Source organism: Planotetraspora sp. GP83 (assembly GCF_041262585.1).
Taxonomy (GTDB): domain Bacteria; phylum Actinomycetota; class Actinomycetes; order Streptosporangiales; family Streptosporangiaceae; genus JAOEGB01.
The window spans coordinates 122,368-139,882 of record NZ_JBGCBZ010000016.1 but is presented as its reverse complement, the minus strand read 5'-3'; the positions used below and the strand labels follow the sequence as shown (position 1 = coordinate 139,882).

General features: G+C 71.6%; 15 protein-coding genes and 1 pseudogene. 8 read left to right on the top strand and 8 right to left on the bottom strand.

Features of this window, described 5'->3' with window-relative positions; all coding sequences use genetic code 11:
- Window positions 1–113 precede the first annotated feature (113 nt).
- The 3 genes and pseudogenes from ABH927_RS22520 (at window position 114) to ABH927_RS22510 (ending at window position 4,142) form a co-directional block, all read left to right on the top strand.
- Window positions 114–769, top strand: a pseudogene (locus ABH927_RS22520) (response regulator transcription factor).
- 47 nt (window positions 770–816) lie between these two features.
- Entirely contained in the window at window positions 817–2,553 is a 1,737-nt protein-coding gene (locus ABH927_RS22515; protein ID WP_370024243.1) for an ABC transporter, read from the top strand.
- Complete coding sequence (locus ABH927_RS22510; RefSeq protein WP_370024242.1) at window positions 2,550–4,142, top strand: YfjP family GTPase; 1,593 nt, start codon at window positions 2,550–2,552, stop codon at window positions 4,140–4,142. Before ABH927_RS22515 ends, ABH927_RS22510 begins: the two co-directional genes overlap by 4 nt.
- Here the strand turns inward: ABH927_RS22510 and ABH927_RS22505 are convergent.
- The 5 genes from ABH927_RS22505 to ABH927_RS22485 form a co-directional block, all read right to left on the bottom strand.
- Entirely contained in the window at window positions 4,103–5,173 is a 1,071-nt protein-coding gene (locus tag ABH927_RS22505; protein ID WP_370024241.1) for an SPFH domain-containing protein, read from the bottom strand. The two genes, ABH927_RS22510 and ABH927_RS22505, sit on opposite strands and share 40 nt — an antisense overlap.
- Before the next feature lie 2 nt (window positions 5,174–5,175).
- On the bottom strand, window positions 5,176–5,607 hold the full coding sequence (locus tag ABH927_RS22500; protein ID WP_370024240.1) for an NfeD family protein: 432 nt from the start codon (window positions 5,605–5,607) through the stop codon (window positions 5,176–5,178).
- Between the two features lie 57 nt (window positions 5,608–5,664).
- The gene (locus ABH927_RS22495; RefSeq protein WP_370024239.1) at window positions 5,665–6,810 is read right to left on the bottom strand and encodes an Ig-like domain-containing protein; all 1,146 of its coding nucleotides are present in this window, start codon (window positions 6,808–6,810) and stop codon (window positions 5,665–5,667) included.
- 56 nt (window positions 6,811–6,866) lie between these two features.
- Window positions 6,867–8,039, bottom strand: coding sequence for a homogentisate 1,2-dioxygenase (locus tag ABH927_RS22490; RefSeq protein WP_370024238.1), 1,173 nt, complete (start codon window positions 8,037–8,039; stop codon window positions 6,867–6,869).
- A gap of 112 nt (window positions 8,040–8,151) precedes the next feature.
- Window positions 8,152–8,850, bottom strand: coding sequence for a helix-turn-helix domain-containing protein (locus tag ABH927_RS22485; protein ID WP_370024237.1), 699 nt, complete (start codon window positions 8,848–8,850; stop codon window positions 8,152–8,154).
- On the opposite strand from ABH927_RS22485, the gene ABH927_RS22480 reads away from it, so the two are divergent.
- On the top strand, window positions 8,849–9,973 hold the full coding sequence (locus tag ABH927_RS22480) for an NAD(P)/FAD-dependent oxidoreductase (protein WP_370024236.1): 1,125 nt from the start codon (window positions 8,849–8,851) through the stop codon (window positions 9,971–9,973). The two genes, ABH927_RS22485 and ABH927_RS22480, sit on opposite strands and share 2 nt — an antisense overlap.
- Here ABH927_RS22480 and ABH927_RS22475 read toward each other — a convergent pair.
- Together ABH927_RS22475 and ABH927_RS22470 are read right to left on the bottom strand one after the other, a co-directional pair.
- Window positions 9,949–11,184, bottom strand: a complete 1,236-nt coding sequence (locus ABH927_RS22475) for a PucR family transcriptional regulator (RefSeq protein ID WP_370024235.1) — start codon at window positions 11,182–11,184, stop codon at window positions 9,949–9,951. The two genes, ABH927_RS22480 and ABH927_RS22475, sit on opposite strands and share 25 nt — an antisense overlap.
- A 54-nt stretch (window positions 11,185–11,238) precedes the next feature.
- Window positions 11,239–11,442, bottom strand: a complete 204-nt coding sequence (locus ABH927_RS22470; protein WP_370024234.1) for an EF-hand domain-containing protein — start codon at window positions 11,440–11,442, stop codon at window positions 11,239–11,241.
- 73 nt (window positions 11,443–11,515) lie between these two features.
- Here ABH927_RS22470 and ABH927_RS22465 point away from each other — a divergent pair, with 73 nt between their 5' ends.
- The gene (locus tag ABH927_RS22465; RefSeq protein ID WP_370024233.1) at window positions 11,516–12,184 is read left to right on the top strand and encodes a response regulator; all 669 of its coding nucleotides are present in this window, start codon (window positions 11,516–11,518) and stop codon (window positions 12,182–12,184) included.
- Here ABH927_RS22465 and ABH927_RS22460 read toward each other — a convergent pair.
- Window positions 12,147–13,130, bottom strand: a complete 984-nt coding sequence (locus ABH927_RS22460; protein WP_370024232.1) for a ketopantoate reductase family protein — start codon at window positions 13,128–13,130, stop codon at window positions 12,147–12,149. The genes ABH927_RS22465 and ABH927_RS22460 overlap by 38 nt on opposite strands.
- 490 nt (window positions 13,131–13,620) lie before the next feature.
- Here ABH927_RS22460 and ABH927_RS22455 point away from each other — a divergent pair, with 490 nt between their 5' ends.
- From ABH927_RS22455 to ABH927_RS22445, 3 genes are read left to right on the top strand one after another with little or no spacing between them, the layout of a single operon-like run.
- On the top strand, window positions 13,621–14,904 hold the full coding sequence (locus ABH927_RS22455; RefSeq protein WP_370024231.1) for a cytochrome P450: 1,284 nt from the start codon (window positions 13,621–13,623) through the stop codon (window positions 14,902–14,904).
- Complete coding sequence (locus tag ABH927_RS22450) at window positions 14,901–15,830, top strand: terpene synthase family protein (protein WP_370024230.1); 930 nt, start codon at window positions 14,901–14,903, stop codon at window positions 15,828–15,830. The genes ABH927_RS22455 and ABH927_RS22450 overlap by 4 nt, the downstream gene beginning before the upstream one ends.
- Window positions 15,827–17,422 carry a prenyltransferase/squalene oxidase repeat-containing protein gene (locus ABH927_RS22445; protein ID WP_370024229.1) on the top strand — a complete coding sequence of 532 codons (1,596 nt, stop codon included), beginning with the start codon at window positions 15,827–15,829 and terminating at the stop codon, window positions 17,420–17,422. The genes ABH927_RS22450 and ABH927_RS22445 overlap by 4 nt, the downstream gene beginning before the upstream one ends.
- The last annotated feature ends 93 nt before the right edge of the window (window positions 17,423–17,515 follow it).

Below are 17,515 nucleotides of genomic sequence, written 5' to 3'. Positions count from 1 at the left end.
AGAGCCGGCCCGGTCCCGATGCCGTCACGTCACAAGTCCCGCAGACGGTCGCCGCCCTGTCGGGTGACGGGCTCTGGCGGGCACGACTCGTCGCGATCAGTGACCAGGGCAGCATGATCGTCGCCGTGGACCTTGCCTCGGTCCTCGTCGTGGACGACGAGGCGAACATCAGGGAGCTGCTCTCGGCGAGCCTGCGGTACGCCGGATTCCACGTGGTGACCGCGTCGGACGGCCAGGAGGCCCTGGAGGTCGCCGAGCGGATGCGACCCGACCTGATCGTGCTCGACATGATGCTGCCGGACGCCGGACCCCCGTGCTGTTCCTCACCGCGCGGGACTCGGTCGAAGACAAGATCGACGCGCTCTCCCACGGGGACGACTACGTGACCAAGCCGTTCAGCCTGGAGGAGGTGCTGGCCAGGATCCGGACGGTGCTCCACCGGACGCGCGGCGAGCCCGGCGCTCCCGCCCGGCTGAAGGTCGCGGACCTGGAGATGGACGAGACCACCCACCAGGTGTGGCGAGGAGGCAGGCCCGTACGGCTCTCGCCGACCGAATTCAAGCTGCTCCACTACCTCCTGGTCAACGAGGGCCGCGCGCTGTCCAAGGCGCAGATCCTCGACCACGTGTGGCGCTACGACTTCACGGGCGACCGCAACATCGTCGAGTCCTACGTGTCCTATCTGAGGCGTAAGGTCGACACGACCGGCCCGAAGCTGATTCACACACTGCGCGGTGTGGGCTATGTCCTCCGTGCCCCGCGTCAGTGAGTCCCCTCTCCGGGCATCGGCGGCCGATTTGAGGGAAGGTCGGGGGTATGAACGACGGGCTCCTGGCGGCCCTCAAGACGCTGCGGCAACACCTCGATCACGACCTGTTCCCTCTCGCGATCGGCGACGTCGCGGCCGACAGGCGCGCCCTGAAGGAGCTGAGCGGGCAGCTCGACGACTATCTCCTGCCCCGGCTGGCCGCCATCGACGCGCCGCTGCTGGCCGTGGTCGGCGGCTCGACCGGCGCGGGCAAGTCCACCCTGGTGAACTCGCTGGTCGGAGCGAACGTCACCGAGCCGGGGGTGCTGCGACCGACGACGCTGGCCCCCACGCTCGTGTGCAACCCGGCCGACGCGGCCTGGTTCACCTCCACGAGCGTCCTTCCGGGGCTGCCCAGGGTCACCACGCCGCCCGGAACCACTGGGCCGACTGGGGGCGGCCGTGGCGAGCCGGGCACCCTCCGGATCGCGACCGCCGACAGGTTGCCGGCCGGGTTGGCCCTGCTCGACGCCCCCGACATCGACTCGATCGTCTCCGCCAACCGCGAGCTGGCCGCGCAGCTCCTCGCGGCGGCCGATCTGTGGCTGTTCGTCACGACGGCGGCCCGTTACGCCGACGAGGTGCCGTGGAGCTTCCTGCGGCTCGCCCGGGAGCGCAGCACGGCTCTCGCGATCATCCTGCAGCGGGTGCCCGCGGAGGCGCGTGAACCGGTGACCGCCGACCTGACCCGGCTGCTCCGGGAGCACGGCCTGGGCGACGCTCCTCTGTTCGCCGTCCCCGAGCTGGAGCTCCCGTCGGAGCATGCGAGGCTGCCCGCGCATGCCGTACAGCCGATCGCGACCTGGCTCGCCCGGCTCTCGGTCGACGCGCGGGCGCGGGCCGCCGTGGTGCGGCAGACGCTCACCGGCGCGCTTGACAGCCTGGGGACGCGGGTGCCCGCGCTCGCCGACCGCGTCGACAGGCAGCGCGCCGGGATCGCGGAGCTGCGCGCCGTTGTGGAGAAGGCCTATGACTCGGGGATGTCCGCGTTCGACGAGGGCATGCGGGACGGCCTGCTGCTCCGCGGCGAGGTCCTGGCCCGCTGGCAGGACTTCATCGGCACGGGAGACCTGATGCGGTCGCTGGAGTCCCGCGTCGGATGGCTCCGCGACCGCATCACCGCCGCGTTCACCGGGCGGCCCGCCCCGGACAAGGAGCTGCGGGTGGCGCTGGAGAGCGGCGTGGAGACGCTGATCCGGGCCGCCGCCGACGGGGCGGCCGAGCGGGCCGTGGAGTCCTGGCTCGCCATGCCGGCGGGTCGTGATCTGCTGGAGCAGTCGGGCGTCACGGTGACCGGGCGGCTGGGCCGCGCCTCCTCCGGCCTGCCGTCACGGGCGAGCGCGGCCGTGCGGGAGTGGCAGGGCTACGTGCTCGACCTGGTCAGGTCCGAGGGCACCGACAGGCGGACGGTCGCGCGGGCCGCGTCGTTCGGCGTCAACAGCCTGGGCGTGATGCTGATGCTGGCGGTGTTCGCCTCCACCGGAGGGATCACCGGCATCGAGATCGGCATCGCGGGCGGCACGAGCGTGCTGAGCCAGAAGCTGCTGGAGGCCATCTTCGGCGACCAGGCCGTCCGGACGCTGACCCAGAGCGCCCGGGAGGACCTCCGGCGCCGGGTCCGCGAGATCATCGGCGATGAGCGGTCGCGGTTCACCTCGCTGCTGGACGGCCTCGGCCCCGCCGACGACACGTCCGCCCGCCTCAGGGACGCGGCGAAAGCCGTACAGGAAAGGGGCGCTCTGTGAGGCTCCTGCGCAGGAAGGGCGAGGCGACGCTGGACGACCGGCTGGCGGCGCTGGCGGAGGCGGCCGACCTCGCGGAGGGGCGGCTGGACCAGGCGGTGGTGGATCGGGCCCGTGACGTGGTCGCACGCGCGGGGGTACGGCGGAGCCTGTCGGTCGACCATACGGCCGTCGCCCTCGCGGGGGCGACGGGAAGCGGGAAGTCGTCGCTGTTCAACGCCCTGTCGGAGACCGAGCTGGCCCCGGTCGGCGTGACCCGGCCCACGACCTCGAAGGCGCAGGCCGCCCTGTGGGGCGCCGACGGCTCGGGTCCGCTGCTCGACTGGCTCGACATCCCGCTCCGCCACACGGTCGGCGAGCGCCCGGGGGAGGACTCGGGACTGATTCTGCTCGATCTGCCGGACCACGACTCGATCGAGCTGTCCCACCGGCTGGAGGTCGACCGGCTGGTCGCCGTCGTGGATCTGCTGGTGTGGGTGCTCGACCCGCAGAAGTACGCGGACGCGGCCGTGCACGAGCGCTACCTCCAGCCGCTCGCCCGTCACCGGGACGTGATGCTGGTCGTGCTCAACCAAATCGACCGGCTGCCCGAGCGGGCGGTCAAGCGCTGCCTCGACGACCTGAGCAGGCTGCTGGAGGCTGACGGCCTGCACGACATCCCGGTCATCGGCGTGTCGGCCAAGACCGGCCAGGGCCTGCCCGAGCTTCGCGCCGCGCTCGACCGGCAGGTCTCCCGCCGCGCCGCGTGGGCGTCCAGGCTGGCCGCCGACGCCGGCACGGCCGCCGACGCCCTGCTGGCCACGTCTGGCGGTACGGCTCCCGCCCCCGAGAACGCCCCGGCCATGCCGGGGGTCCTGGGGAAGCCGCTGTCGAAGGCGCTCTCTCAGGCGGTCGCCGTGCCGCTGGTGGTGGAGGCCGTCGCGAAGGCCCATCGGCACCGGGCGGTCGCCGCGACCGGCTGGCCGGTGACGCGGTGGCTGCGCAAACTCAGGCCGGACCCCCTCCGCCGCCTCCGGACGCGGGTGCGCTCGGAGCTTCCGATCGGGGCCTCCGTCCAGCTCCCGGCGGTGGAGACGGCCCTGCGCGAGGTCGGGGCGGCGGCCTCGGCGGGCGTGCCGGAGCCCTGGGCGTCAGCCGTACGGCATGCCGCGCGGTCACGGGCCGGCGAGCTGGCGGACGCCCTGGACCGGACGGTGACCACGACCTCCCTTGGGGCCTCCCGGCCGCCCCGCTGGTGGCGGATGGCGGGGACGCTGCAGTGGCTGCTCGCCGGGGCGATGGCGGTGGGGGCGCTCTGGCTGCTCGCGCTGTTCGCCCTCGGCTACCTCATGCTGCCGAGGCCCCCGACGCCGACCCTGGGCCAGGCGCCCTGGCCGACCGTGCTGCTGATCGGCGGCGCGGTCGCCGGGCTGATCGTTGCGCTGCTCTCCCGGCTGGTGGCCTGGATCGGCGGCGGACGCCGGGCCCGCAAGGCGGCGAAGGTCCTGCGGGCCGGCATCGAGCGGGTCGGCGAGGAGCTGGTCATCGCCCCCGCGGGGGAGGAGCTGGCCCGCTACGCCCGCTTCGTCGATCGGGTCACGTCGGCGCGCTGAAGAGGGTCCACCTCGGGGCCGGCGGCCTCGATCTGCCGGGGACCCGCCGTCAGGGTGTCCTCCGCCTCGGCCTTGGCCTCAGCGGCGGCCCGCTCGGCCTCGGCGACGGCCTCGCTCCCGGCGCGGCTCGGCTCGCGCTCCCGCACCGCCGGGGACACCGGCAGCGCCTCCGTGAACGCCTTGGAGACGCCCTGCAGCGCCGACGTGACCTCGCTCGGGATCACCCAGAACGTGTTGCCCTGCCCCTGCGCGAGCTGGGGAAGCATCTGGAGGTACTGGTAGGCGAGCAGCTTCGGGTCCGGGTCGTTGCGGTGCACGGCCTGGAACACCTCGTCGATCGCCTGCGACTGGCCCTCGGCCTTGAGGATCAGCGCGGTCCGCTCGCCCTCGGCGCGGAGGATCGCGCTCTGCTTCTCGCCCTCGGCGGTGAGGATCTTCGACTGCCGCTGGCCCTCGGCCGTGAGGATGGCGGCGCGCTTGTCCCGCTCGGCGCGCATCTGCTTCTCCATGGCCTCCTTGATGGTCTTCGGCGGGTCGATCGCCTTGATCTCCACCCGGTTGACCCGGATGCCCCACTTGCCGGTCGCATCGTCGAGCACGCCGCGCAGCTGGCTGTTGATGGTGTCGCGGGAGGTCAGCGTCTTCTCCAGGTCCATGCCGCCGACGACGTTGCGCAGCGTGGTGACGGTGAGCTGCTCGACGCCCTGGATGAAGTTGGCGATCTCGTACGCCGCGGCTCGCGGGTCGGTGACCTGGAAGTAGAGGACCGTGTCGATGTCGACGACCAGGTTGTCCTCGGTGATGACGGGCTGCGGCTTGAACGACACCACCTGCTCGCGCAGGTCGATCAGCGGCCGGACCCGGTCGACGAACGGGATGACGAAGTTGAGCCCGGGGCCGAGGGTGCGGTAGTAGCGCCCCAGGCGCTCGACGTTCCCGGCTCTGGCCTGGGGCACGATGCGGACGGCTCGCAGCACCGTGAACACCGCCATCAGTGCGACGATCAGACCGGCGATCAGGGCTGCGTCCATGCTCACTCCCTGGGATAGACGAGGGCGGTGGCGCCCTCGATCTGGATGACGTCGACGGTGGACCCGGCGGGGATGACGAGGGTCTCGTCGTAGGCCCGCGCCGACCACTCCTCGCCCCCGATGCGGACTCTGCCCTCCCGCCCGGTGACCTCCTTGGTGACGTACGCCGGCTTGCCGACGAGCGCGGAGACCCCGAAGCGCTGGAGCGGGGGCTGGGTGATGTGCCGCCGCGCGATCGGCCGGACGCCGAGCAGCCCGGCGGCCGAGGCGATGACGAAGACGGCGAGCTGGAGGCCGGGCGGGAACCCGATCAGGGCGACCCCCGCCGTGAGGAGGGCCGCGATGGACAGGAGCCCGAGCGCGGCGGTCAGCGTGAAGATCTCGGCGATGCCCAGCGCCGCCGCCAGGATGAGCCAGACGATCCACGAGTCCATTGCCTCGCCTCCATAGCAATGAACGGATCCCGATCCGTCAGGGTTCCTCCTTTCACGTTAACTCTGATCCGCGAGCGCGCTGCCCTTGAGCCAGCCGGCCCAGGAGAGCTGCCAGTAACCCCAGCCGTTGGTCCACTCCAGCGTGCGGTCGGTGCCCGTGACGATGACCGGATCGCCCCGGAGGGCGTGCTCGTAGAACCACCTCGCCTGGTCCGGCCGGGCGTTGACGCACCCGTGGCTCACGTTGGCCCGGCCCTGGGCCCAGATGTTGTCCTTGGCGTGGACGTACTCGCCGCTGTTGGAGATCCGCACGGCGTAGCCGATCATGACGTCGTAGTATCCGGGGTCGCCCTCGTCGCGGCCCGGCGAGATCATGCGGACCGGGTTGCCCTTGTCCATCGTCAGATGGATGCCGCTGGTCGTGGTGTATTCCGTGGTCGTGGCCATGCCCGCGCTGATCGGCATGCGCTGGACGACCTCGCCGTCCTGTCTCACCACCATCTGGTGCGTCAGGGTGTCCACGGTGCTCACCATCGCGCGGCCGACGGTGAAGGAGACGGTCCGGTCGGCCGTGCCGTACGTGCCGGGACCGGTGCGGACGCCCGCGAGGTGGGCCGTGAAGAGGACCTTCCGCCCCGACGGCCACATCTTCCTGGTGCGGTAGACCACCTGGCTGTCGCCGACCCAGTGCCAGGCGCCCTGGACGCCCGCCCGGACCTCCAGCGCGCGCTCGACGGCCGCGCGGTCCTGGACGCGTCCCGTGAACGTCACGATGATCGGCATGCCGACCCCGACGGTCTCGCCGTCGTACGGCGCGACGAACCCGATGCCGAGCGCGTGCTGCGGGCGTAGGGTCCGGAACCGGCCCGCGAGCTGGGACGCGACGCCGTCACGGCTGACGGCCACGGCGTTGACCACGTATTCCGTGCCCGGCTGCAGCGTCCAGTCCGACCGCCAGGAGGTGTGGGACGCGTCGAAGGAGCCGGGAACCAGCTCACGCCCGGCGAAGGCGAGCACGCTCGTCAGCCTGCCGCCCGCGGACTTCACCAGGAGGCCCTTGTCCGGCGGCGCCGACATGGCGTCGGCGCCCGGGGACATCGTGATGCGGGGCGCGGGCGGCGTCAGGCGCGCGCAGGCTCCCGGCAGCACAGCCCCGAAGACACAGACCAGGAGAAGGGCCGTGCGGGCTGCCGTGTGACGCATCCCCACAGAGTAGCGATGGGTGACGACAAGAACACACTCTGTGGACAGATCCGGGATCAGGCCCGGGCGGCCCACGTCCAGGCATAGCCGGGGTCCTCGCAGGCCAGGGCCGCCGGGCCGAGGTCGAGGGGCCGGAAGGTGTCGAGCATGACGGCCATCTCGCTGGTGGCCGAGCGGCCCTGCCGTACGGCCTCGACGGCGGCCTCGACCGCGCCTGGCTGGGGGCCGTGCGTGAAGCCCGCCGGGTGCAGGGAGATCGAACCGACGTCGATGCCCGAGCCCTTCCTGGCCGTGTAGTCGCCCCCCACGTAGAACATGAACTCGTCGGAGTCCACGTTGTGGTGGTTGTACGGGATCGGCACGGCGTCCGGGTGGAAGTCGAGCGGCCGCGGGCAGAACGAGCAGATCACGAACCCGGGCCCCTCGAAGGTCTGGTGGACCGGCGGCGGCGCGTGGGTGCGCTTCACGATCGGCTCGAAGTCGTGGATGTTGAAGGCGTAGGGATACAGGCAGCCGTCCCAGCCGACCACGTCGAACGGGTGGTGGGCGTAGGTCAGCCGGGTGAGCCCCCCTCGCGTGCGGACGAGGACCTGCACCTCCTCGCCGTCGAACAGCAGCGGCTCGGTGGGCGCGCGCAGGTCGCGCTCGCAGTAGGGCGCGTGCTCCAGGAACTGGCCGTACTGGGACAGATAGCGCCTCGGCGGCCGGATGTGGCCCGCGGCCTCGATGACCAGCGCGGTCACCCGGCCTTCCGGCACCCAGCGGTGGATCGTCCCCGTCGGGACGACGACGTAGTCTCCCTCGCGGGCGTCCATGGCCCCGTAGGCCGACTCGAAGCGGGCCCTGCCACTGGCGATGTAGACGCACTCGTCGCCCATCGAGTCGCGGTAGAGCTCGCTGGGGCGGTCCGCCGCGGCGTACGAGATCCGGACGTCGGCGTTGCCCGCCAGCAGCGAACGGCCGGAGACCAGGTCGCCGCCCGGCGGCAGGTCCTGGGTGCGGAAGTGGCGTGGCGAGAGCGGCAGGTTGGGCGTGAGCCCGGAAGCGCCCACGTCCACGGCCTCGGCCTTGACGATCGCGGTCGGGGCGTGGCGGTGGTAGAGGAGCGACGAGTCGGACGAGAAGCCCTCCTCGCCCATCAGTTCCTCCTGGTAGAGGCGGCCGTCAGGCTGCCGGAACTGGACGTGGCGCTTGCCCGGCACCTGGCCGACGACGCGGTAGTACGGCATGGCGACCCCTCCATGTCCGAATCTCTGCCAGAGGAGCTGTCCGAATATCGGACGCTAGCGTCCTCTATACGTACGACGATCCGCCAATGGGGCCCGGATGTCAAACCATTGCCTATGGGTTGATTTGCGGGTGTTTCGGGTGAGCGAGCGCTAGGGCCAGCTCCTCGGCGGCGTCGAGCACGAGCGGGCCCACGGACTCCACGTCGAGGTCGCTGAACGACACCACCCCCACCGACGCCTCCAGCCAGGGCAGCCCCCGGATCGGCGCGGCGATGCCGCGGGCGCCCTCCTGGAGCTGGTCCCTGCTCTGGTGGAGGGACGGCCGGCCCTCTCCGGAGCGGAGCGCGAGCACCGCCAGCCCGGCCGCGCCTCGCGTCAGCGGATGCCGCGACCCCTCGCGGTAGGCCACGTGGAAGTCGGTCCACGACGGCTCGACCACGGCCACGGCCAGCCCGTCGTCGCCCTCCGCCACGGTCAGGTGCGCCGTCGCCCCCGCCCGCTCCGCCAGCGCGCGCAGCGCGGGCAGCGCCGCCGCCCGCAGCAGGGGCTGTACGGCCTGGGCCAGCACGAGCACGCCGAAGCCGAGATGGACCCGCCCGTCGGCGTCCCGCCGGACGAACCCCTCGTTCTGCAGCGTCGTGATCAGCCGGTAGACGGCCGGGCGGCTGAGGCCCAGCTCGTGGGCCAGCTCGGTGGGCGTGCGCCCCCGGTGGCCGTCCGCCAGCAACCGCAGGAGCCGTAACCCCCGCTCAAGGGTCTGCGCCGACTCGGCCGCCATCATGTAACCGATTATCGCCAGAATGGGACGCATGAAGTCGGTGATCGTGGTCGGGGCGGGCATCTGGGGGACGTCGCTGGCGCTGAGGCTGGCCGAGACGGGCTGGCGGGTGACGGTCGTCGAGCAGTACGCGCCGGGTCACGTGCGCCAGGCGAGCGCGGGGGAGACGCGGCTCCTGCGCTGCTCGCACGGCTCGGACGGCTGGTACGCCCGCATGGCCTGGCGGGCGCGGGAGGGCTGGCGGCGGCTCGGCGAGCGGGCCGGCGAGGAGCTCTACACCGAGACCGGGATGATGTGGTTCGCCCAGCGCCAGGACGGCTGGGAGAGCGTGAGCGCCCAGGTCCTGAAAAATCTGGACATCCCGCATGAGCTGCTCGATCCGGAGGAGGCGGGACGCCGCTTCCCCGGGTTCGGCGGCGACGACCTCGCGTTCGTGCTCTGGGAGCCGAACGCCGGGGTGCTGCGGGCCCGCCGCGCCACCCAGGTGACCGCGCGGCTCGCCCGCGCCGCCGGCGTCACGTTCGTCCGCGCCAGGGCCGAGCCGTACGAGAAGGGGACCGGTGTGGTGGCCGACGGCGAGGTGCTGACGGCGGACCGGGTCGTGTGGGCGTGCGGGGCGTGGCTGCCCGGCCTGTTCGACGTGAAGCTCGAGGTGACCCGGCAGGACACCCTGCACTTCGGCGTGCCACGGGACTGGACGTCGCCGCCGCTGCCCGCGTTCTGTGACTACGAGCTCTCGGCGTACGGCCACGGCGATCTCGACGGGATGGGCATGAAGGTCACCAGTGACGCCGAGGGCGAGCCGTACGACGTGGAGACGGGGAGCCGCCAGGTGCTGCCGCGCAGCGAGGAACTGGCGCGCGACTACCTGAGGCGGCGGTTCCCCTCGCTCGTGGGCGCGCCGGTCGTCTTCAGCCAGGTCTGCCAGTACACGCTGACCGAGGACGCCGAGTGGATCATCGCGGAGGCGGCGGACGGCGTCTGGCTGCTCGGCGGCGACTCAGGGCACGGTTTCAAGCACGCCCCGGCCCTGGCCGAGCACGTCGCGGACATTCTCGACGGCGTGCGGGAGCCCGAGGCGAGGTTCGGCCTGCACGAGCGGACGGCGGCGCGCGGGCTCAGGACGAGCGGTCAGACCGCCCCGTCCGGCGGCTGACCCGGCTGACGGGTGAGGGCCTCGCGGGCGCGGAGCGCGATCTCCAGCTCGAACCGGACGTCCGGGTCGCCGAGCTGGTCGCCGTAGAGCTCTTCGAGCTGGCGGAGCCGGTAGCGGACGGTCTGCGGATGCACGTGCAGCCGGGCCGCGACCTCGGCGACGCCCCGGCCGTGGCGGATCCAGGCGAGCAGGGTCTCGGCGAGCCGGTCCTGCTGGCTCGGCCGCAGATGGGCGAGGGGCGCGAGCCGCGCCTCCGCCAGCGCGGCGACCAGCTCCTCGTCCTGGAACACGACGAGCGTGGCCATGTGGTCGGCGCAGCGCAGCACTCCCTTCGCGGAGAGGATGCCGCGCTCGCCCAGCTCAAGGGCCTCGCGCGCCCACCGCAGCGAGGTCGCGGCGGCCGCCAGCGGCACGGGCGGCCCGACGGCGGCGCGCCGGCCGCGCAGGCCCGTCTCCAGCATCCGGGCCTGCCCGGGGCCGGAGGGGTCGGGGACGACCAGGCACGGGATCCGCCGGTCGAGCCCGGACAGGACGTCCGGAGGCAGTGACAGGGGCAGCGACAGGGGCAGCGACAGGGGGAGGTAGCCGCCGTCGCGCTCCTCCAGCGCCACTCCCGCGACGGTCTTGGGCAGCCGCCACCCGGCCGCCTTCGCCAGGTCGGCGATGGCCTCGGGGGAGGCGGGAGGCTGGCTGATCAGCAGGTCGAGCAGGCGGTGGCGGCGCCGCTCCATCTCGCCGGCGGCGCGCGCCCGCGCCTCGGCGAACCCCTCGGCCGCCGCGTCGGCGAGCTGGTCGAGGTAAATGAAGATCGCCTCGCCCAGGTCGTACAGGTTCTGCGGGTCGAGGCCGAGTTGCCCCGACTGCTCCGTGAGCTGCCGCCAGGCCACCCGCGCGCCGAGCCGCATGGCGGTCTGGAAGGGCTCCAGGTCGCGGCCCTCGGCGGCCTCCCCGCGGCCGATCGTACGGAAGACCTCGGGGTCCCACGGGTCCTTCGGGCTCTCGATGCGGTCGAGGAACCCCTGGAGCGCCTCCTCCACGGACAGCCGGAGGACCTTGATGTAGACCTCGTCGGCCGGGCGGGCGTATTCGGGCACCCGCCGCTGGATCTCCTGGATCATGCGGTCCGCGACGTCGCCCATGCGGGGGCGCAGAAGCTTCGCGACGCCCGTGGGCACCGCGCACCAGAGGTCCCTGTCCGCTTTCGTGGCCATGCTGCCTCCCGCCTCATAGTGACCTATCAGACAGGTGGTGCAAGAGGTCGGCTTTTAGCTCTTCTCAAGCCAGGCGCCGAACTCGGCCAGGTCGATCAGGCCGTCCCCGTCGGTGTCGACCTTGGTGATGGCGCCCTGGGCGCCCTCGACCGTGATCGGCTTACCGAGCACGTCCATCAGCCGCACCAGCTCCTCGGCGGAGATCCGCCCGTCCTTGTCGGCGTCGATAAGGTCAAATGTCGCCGCGTATTCGCTCATGTCGCCCTCCTGGGGATCGCGCACAGCACCTTAGCCGATCACCGGGTTACCCTCGGGTCGTAACCTTGAACTCGTGACCCGCATCCTCGTCGTCGATGACGAGCCGCAACTCCTGCGCGCGCTCCGCATCAACCTGGCGGCGCGTCACTACGAGGTCGAGGTCGCCGCCGACGGGGGAGCCGCCCTGCGCCAGGCCGCGGACTGGCACCCCGACCTGGTGATCCTCGACCTGGGCCTCCCGGACATCGACGGCGTCGACGTCATCCACGGGCTGCGCGGCTGGACCAGCGTGCCGATCATCGTGCTGTCCGGCCGGGCCGGGAGCGCAGACAAGGTCGACGCGCTCGACGCGGGCGCCGACGACTACGTGACCAAGCCGTTCGGCGTCGACGAGTTGCTGGCCCGCATCCGGGCGGTGACCCGGCGCATGGGGGCCCACGAGGCGGAGGAGCCCATGGTCCGCCTCGGCGACCTGGAGGTGGACCTGTCCCGAAAGACCGTCTCCAGCGGCGTACGGCTGACGCCCACCGAATGGCACCTGCTGGAGATCCTCCTGCGCAACCCAGGCAAGCTGATCACCCAGCGGCAGCTCCTCACCGAGGTGTGGGGCCCGGCCTACCTCAAGGAGAGCCACTACCTCCGGCAGTACATGGCCCAGCTCCGCCGCAAGCTGGAGGCCGACCCGGGCCACCCGGCGCACCTGCTCACCGAGCCGGGGATGGGCTACCGCTTTCAGCCGTGATCAGCTCCGCCAGGGTTTCGATGTCCAGGGACCCGGGGGCGCGGCGCTCGCGGGCGAACCGGTTGGCCTCCCGCTGGAGGACGAGGTTCGCCGGGGTGGGCACGCCGTGGAGGCGGCCGAGCAGCACGATCTCGCCGTTGAGATAGTCGGCCTCGATTGATCCGCTGCCCTTGGCGAGGCTTTGCCACGAGGAGCCGCCGGGCCGCGGGACGCCGTCGATGGCCGCCATCTCGACCGAGTCGCCCCGCTTCGCCTGCTCCTCCTCGCGGGAGGCGTACGGGATGCCGGCGGCCTTCAGCACGGCGGTGCCCTCGGCGTAGACCTGCCGGATGATCGGCTGCCAGCCGTCGGCGTGGCCGCACATCGCCTCCACGGCGTTGCCGAGGTTGCCGAGCAGCTTGGCGTACTTCCAGCGCATGATGTCCGGTACGGCGAAGCTGGAGAAGGAGCTCTCGGCGAGGTCGGAGGCGAGCCGCTCGGACAGCTCGTCCACACCCTGGGGATAGCGCCCGACCGGCAGCATGCCGGACAGGGGCGTGCCGTACGACGCGACGGTTCCCGGTTCGAGGTGGAGGGCGGGGAGCCACAGGCACATGCCGTAGACGCGGCCGAACCTGCGGAGCGCGACCCGCTCGTTCTCCACCGCGTTCTGCGCGCACACGAGGGGCAGGTGCTCGGCGCCCGCCCACGCGTCGAGGGCCGCGGCCGTGTCCTGGGTCTTGGTCGCGAGGACGAGCACGTCGTCGTCGCCGAGCCGTACGGGCCGGTCGGTGGCGGGGATCGGCATCGTGGTGTCGCCGCCGGGGGTGATCAGCCGGAGCCCGTTGTCGCGCAGGGTCTCGTAGTGGGCGCCCCGGGCCACGAGGAGGACGTCGTGGCCGCTCTGGAAGAGCCGCCCGCCGATCGTTCCGCCGATGGCCCCGGCGCCGATGATGATGTACCGCATTGCCCGATCCTGGCACGCGGTTCCATGGGGCCGCGCCAGCGAATATGCTGCATGCGGTCCACTTTTCGCGCGTCACCCGGAGGACGAGGTCATGTACAAGGAGTTCCTCGGCGAGGTCGTGGTGTGGCTGATCCCGGTCGTCGTCCTTGTCGGCCTCGCGATCCTGATCACCCGGCCCGCGTAACGAGCCTCAGAGAAGGGGCCGGACCTTACGGTCCGGCCCCTTTTGCTGTGTGCGCCCGGCATGGGCGATTACTTGCGTCACAGACGGCACTTACCTCCCAAACCGGCCAAAGGCTGGTCCATGCCCCATATCGCCATAAAAGTGTCACTTGCCTTCATTCTTGATCAATGGGATTGATCATGTGATACTTCGCGAACGACGTGATCTTCAGGTGGGGAGCCAAGTCGAAGCATGTCTGTTGATCTTGATGCGGAACCGGCGCGCGACGCCCGAAGCCTTCCCTTCTACCGCCTCCTGGCCAGACGCATGCGAGACCCACTCAAGGCCTTCGAGGAGGTGGGAAGGGAGGCCCGCGGCGAGATCGTCCGGCTCACCATGGGCCCCTTCCGCCCCTACCTGGTGACCCATCCAGACCATGTGCGGCATGTTCTGAAGACCAGCCAGCCCAACTACGTGCGCGAGGGCATGTTCTGGGATCCGCTGGTCCCCCTCCTGGGCGGCGGCATCCTGTCCGACGGGGAGACCTGGCAGGAGAGCCGCCGGATCGTGCAACCGCTGTTCACGACGAAGTACGTGAACTCGCTGGCCGAGCGCATGGCGGACATCATCGCCGAACAGATCGACGTCACCGTGCGGCCGGGGGAGCCCTTCGACATCGTCAAGGGAGTGGCCCAAATCGTTCATCCGACGATCGTGCGGCTCTTCTTCGGCGACAAGATCTCCGCCGAGGACATCGCGCGTCTCATCCCGGCGTACGACACCGCCGTCACGGCGACCTCGATGCGCCTGGTCCTGCCCTTCGTCCCCCGCAGTGTCCCGCTGCCCGGAGACAGGGCGTTCCGGCGGTCCATCGAAACGATCGACGATGTGGTGTACCCGCGGGTTCGCGAGGGCCGTCTCAGGCTCGACGACGACCGTGACATCGTGGCCGCCCTCTGCCGCGCGCGCCGGGATGACATCGGGGAAGCCGGCGACCGGCGGATTCGCGACGACCTCGTCGCCATGCACGGCGCCTCCACGGAGACGTCCGCCACTGCCCTTACCTGGATGTGGGTGGCCCTCGACGCCAACCCGGACCTGGCGGCGCGGGTGTACGAGGAGATCGACGACGTGGTCGGGACGGATCCGATCCGTCCGGCGCACCTGCCCGGGCTGCGCTATCTCGGAATGTTCCTGAGCGAACTCCTGCGCCTGTACCCGCCCGGCTGGATCCTCCCGCGGAAGGCGCTGCGGACGGAGACCATCGGAGCGGTCACGGTGGAGGCCGGATCCACGGTGATGCTCAGTCCCTACCTCACCCACCGGCTGGAGGAGTTTTGGGACCGCCCGCTCGTCTTCGACCCCGAGCGCTTCGCTCCTGAGAACGCGCAGCGCAGGCATCGATACGCCTACTTCCCGTTCCTGGGCGGCCCGCACCAGTGCCTGGGGCAGCACCTTTTCATGCTGGAGGCGTTGCTTCTCGTCGGAGGCATCCTGAGCCGGTTCCGGCCGGTGCTCAAGACCTCGGGCCCGGTGCTGCCCCGGCTGGCCTCCTCGCTGCGCCCCAACCGGGACGTCCAAATGACGCTCGTCGAGCGTGGCAGGGCATGACCGCGCACCTCATCGGCCCCTTGACCGGCTCCCTGATCGGCTCCCTGATCGGCACGGGCGAGCTCGCGGTCGCCTCGGATCTGGGCAGGACGTGCGCGCTCGCCGCGCGGTCCCAGCGCGACCTCATGCGGTGCGCCGAGACGTACGGCGAGCTGTTCCCGCCCGAGCCGTTCGACGCCGGCTTCTTCAGCGGGCTCTCGCTCGTCGGCGCGTTCGGCTCCCCGTGGGCGACCGCCGCGCAACTCCGTGTGGTCAACCGGGCGGCGCTGTGGGTCTTCGCCGTCGACTGGCTGGTGGACGCCGTGGCGACGTCGGCCGGGGAAGTGGACGCGCTCGTCCATGACTGCCTCGCCGTCGCCGACGGCGACCCGCCGGTTGGTGAGGCCGGGATCACCCGGTTCCTCGCGGACATCCGTGACGAGCTGGCCGCCGTCCCCTCATTTCCGGTCCTCCGCCAGATCTGGGCCGACCAGGTCCGGCGGATGCTCCTCGCCATGGCGCGGGAGTGGCGGTGGCGGAGCGAGGCGACGACGGTCACGTTCGACGACTACCTCGGCAACGCCGACAGCTGTGGGTCGTCGTTCGTCAACGTCTCCCACTGGATCGCCACCGGCGACGCGTGGACGGCCGGACACCTCGGGGAGCTGCGGGAGATCAGCGGAGAGGTGCAGCGTTACCTGCGTCTTCTCAACGACATGGCCACCCACGGCCGGGAGCTCGAATGGGGCGACCTCAACGTGCTCACGCTCGGCGTGAGCCGTACCGAGGTGACGGGACGGATGGCCGAACTGGTCGCCCGCTGCCGCGCGCTCATCGACCCCGTACGGGCCGGCAGCCCGCGCACCGCCGCCTACCTGGAGCGGCAGATCGGATTCAACACGGGCTTCTACGGGCTTGTGGACTACTGGGGCGAGCGGTGCACGTGAGTGACCTTTCCGTAGACGAACCCGTGGATGTGGCTTCGGCGGCCGGCGAGCTGATGTGGGAGCTGATGTCCCGGCCCTGGGGCCAGGTGTCGCCGTCCGTCTACGAGACCGGGCGGCTGGTGACGCTGGCTCCCTGGCTGGTCGGCCACAACGACCGGGTGAGCTACCTACTCGGGACGCAGCGGCCGGACGGCTCATGGGGGGAGCTGGACGGGTATGGCCTGGTGCCGACCCTCAGCGCGACGGAGGCGATGCTGTCGGCCCTCCTGCGCGGCGACTCCGACATCGACCCCGCGGTCTTGACGGAGTCGGCCGCCAGGGGGCTGCGCGTGCTGTCCCGCTGGCTGGATGAGACGCCGGGGCCGGCCCTTCCGGACACGCCCGCGATCGAGATCATCGTCCCGGCGCTCGTCGCACTGATCAACGCGCATGTCGGCAGCCTGCCCCGGTTGGAACCAGGCGCGCGGGAACCCCTGCGGCTGCCCTCGGGGATGAGCGACGCGCCGCTCGCCGCGATCAGGCAGCGGGTGGCATCCGGCGCCGTCCTGCCCGAGAAGCTCCTGCACGCCCTGGAGGTCGCGGGCGAGTCGGCGGTGGGTTGTCCCGCCGTGAGCCCGACACCGATCGGGACTGTGGGGGCCTCACCGGCGGCGACGGCGGCGTGGCTCGGTCACGGCACGCCGCCCGACCCGGGCCATCCCGCCCGGCGCCATCTGGAGGCGGTGGCATTGCGGCACGGGGGCCCGGTCCCCGTGGGCCTGCCCATCACGGTCTTCGAACGCGGATGGGTGCTGAGCCTGCTGGCCCGCGCCGGGATCGCCTTCGACGTGCCGCCGGAGATGCTGGCCGACCTCCGGGCGGCGATCGGCCCGTCCGGCACGCCGGCGGGGGCGGGGCTGCCCGCGGACGCCGACAGCACCTCCGTCGCCCTGTACGCCCTGTCTCTGCTCGGCATGCCCCAGGAGCCCGACAGCCTCTGGGCCTACCGGACGCCGACGCATTTCTGCACCTGGCAGGGGGAGCAGGGCTCCTCCGTCAGCGTGAACGCCCACGTGCTCGACGCGTTCGGCCAGTACGTGGCGGCCAGGCCCACCGCCTTCGCGCGTTACGCGCCCGCGATCGGCATGCTGTCGGCCTGGCTTCGCGACCGGCAGCGGGCCGACGGGAGCTGGGAGGACCGGTGGCACGCGTCCCCCTACTACGCCACCGTTTCCTGCGCGCTCGCACTGCGCGAGTTCGGAGGCCCCGCCTCCGAGCCGGCCGTACGGAAGGCCGTCCGGTGGGTGCTGGAGACCCAGCGCGAGGACGGTTCCTGGGGCCGGTGGACCGGCACGGCGGAGGAGACCGCGTACGCCGTGCAACTCCTGCTCCTGGCAGGAGAGCCCGGGGGAGAGCTCGCCGAACGGGGGAGGGACGCGGCGGCACGGGGCTACCGATACCTCCTCCGGTCGGCCGGTGGGGCGGACGGCCCTGCCCTCTGGCATGACAAGGACCTCTACCTGCCGATGGCCGTCGTCAGGGCGGCCGTCCTGGCCGCGCTCCACCTCGCACAGGAGAGCCGACTTGTAGTCGACTACATCGGTCAAGTATGATCATGCAGGCATAAACTGTAGTAAAGTGTCTTAGATTTGACATTTCTCCTGGCGCATATTGTGGGGTTGAGCGGGTTTCTCGGCCTTTGCTAG